This window comes from Amycolatopsis sp. NPDC003676 (assembly GCF_053587275.1).
Genome location: NZ_JBSFNS010000255.1, coordinates 1 through 1,840, shown reverse-complemented (window position 1 = coordinate 1,840; position 1,840 = coordinate 1). Strand labels below are relative to the sequence as shown.

The following is a 1,840-nucleotide window of genomic DNA, read 5'->3' as shown; positions in this document are numbered from 1 at the left end:
AGGCCAGGTCGGGGACCACCTCCACCGGGACATTGCGCGCGGCCGCGAGCAGGCGGATGTGGGCGTGCTCGGGAGCATCAGCTTCGCGAACCAGCACCCGCCACGGTACCCGGCGCAGCAGCACGCGAGTCGTCTCGCCGACCCCCGGCTTCACGAAATTCACTGTCGCGACACCATATTCGGCCCGCACCCGCTCCACCGAGGCCCAGCCCGACCAGTCGGGGGTGCGGTCGGAGGCCTGGATCGCGGCGACCGCGGCCGGCACCTGATCGCGCACGGCGCCGAAGGCGGCCGTCACCGCGTCGAGCAGCTGGTTCGAGACATCGACGTCGGCGAGTTCGCGATAGAACTTCGCGCCGTGGAACTCGCCGGGGCCGATCAGGGTGTCGTTGAGGACGGTGCGCGAGACCAGCCCGGACACCGTGGAATTCAGGCACGCGGAGGCGATCAGGAAATCGTCGCGGGTGCCGTAGGTGCGCACCGAGTTGCCCGGATCGGCGAGCACGACCAGCTCGTCGTCGAACCGGGCGCCGCCGGCGGCGTGATAGGCGTCGAGCGCCTCGGTGAGCTCCTTGGTGATGGCGCCCTTGCCGGTCCAGCCGTCGACGAACACGATCGAGGCCGGATCATGGTGCCGGGCCAGGTAATCCAGCGCCACCGCATCGATGCCGCGATCACGCACGATCGACACCGCGTAGTGCGGCACGGTCAGACTCGGCCTGCCGACACCACTGGCCAGCCACCGCCGCATGAGCACACCGACCGGCGTACCCGCCCTGGCCAGCGACACCAGCACGATGTCCTCGCCGCGCTCGGCGACGACCAACTCGGCCACCGTCGCCACCGCGAGCGCCAGCCGTTCCGCGCTCTCGGCCAGCACCCGCTCGAACAGCTCCCGGTACTCGGCGTCGGGCTGGTATTCGACGGGCAGCGATTCCGCGTAGTGGGCGACACCCGCCTGGATCCGCCGTTCGCGCTCGGCGACATCGGCTTCCAGGTCGGCGCCGGACAGATCCTTGATCAGCCACGACACCTCGTCGGCGGCGTAGGAACCGAAGTCGGGGCCGTGCAACGGTCGCGGGAGGGCATGCTGCGCTGATCTGCCGTCCGCCGACGCGGGCTCCGCGGACGCCCTGACGGTGTGCAGCGCTCGCGGGTCGGCACCGGGCAGCACCGCGATCAGCACATCGGCACCCGACGCGGTGAGCACGTCGACCAAACCGTCGGGGGCGACGAGCTGATCGGTGTCGGCGGGCGGATCGATGACGACCAGCAGCACCGGCGTCGCGTCGCTGTCTCGCCACTGCGCGTTGTACAGGTAGCGCTGAGCGGTCGCGTCCGGCTCGGGCGCGTGGAACCGGAAGCCACGTCGCAGTGGGTAGCCGGGCTCGTCGAGCACGTAGGCCGGTGAGCGCGTGGTGGTCTGGAAGCGAGTGGGCGTCCCCGCGTCCGCCAGCTCGGCGGCCAGCCGCAGCGGCAGGTACATCAGTTCCTCGTGGCCGAGCACGATCACCGGACGACCGGCGAACTCGGCGTCGAGGCGCGCCCGCACCTGCTCGGTGGCCGCCGTCAGCGCGACGTCGAACGCGGCGACATCGGAGTTCAGGATGCCGTGCCGTCCACCTTCGGGAACATCGGCGGGCCAGGACAATTCGATCCGGCCCGACGAACCACGCTGGGCCGCTGTCGGATTGAGCTGCGGCTCCGGCAGCGCGGTGACCGTCTCGATCAGGCCGTCGGGCAGCTCGGTGCGGCCCGCCGCCAGGCACACGGTGTCGATGCGGGCGCCGAGTTCGGCGGCGAACGCCTCGAACTTGGCGCGGTCGTCGGCGGTGCGCAT

General features: G+C 71.1%; 1 protein-coding gene. It reads right to left on the bottom strand.

Annotated elements, in window-relative coordinates; translation table 11 throughout:
- Positions 1 to 1,840: cysteine protease StiP domain-containing protein (locus tag ACWDNU_RS45390; protein WP_449673392.1), on the bottom strand; the 1,840-nt coding region annotated here is incomplete at both ends.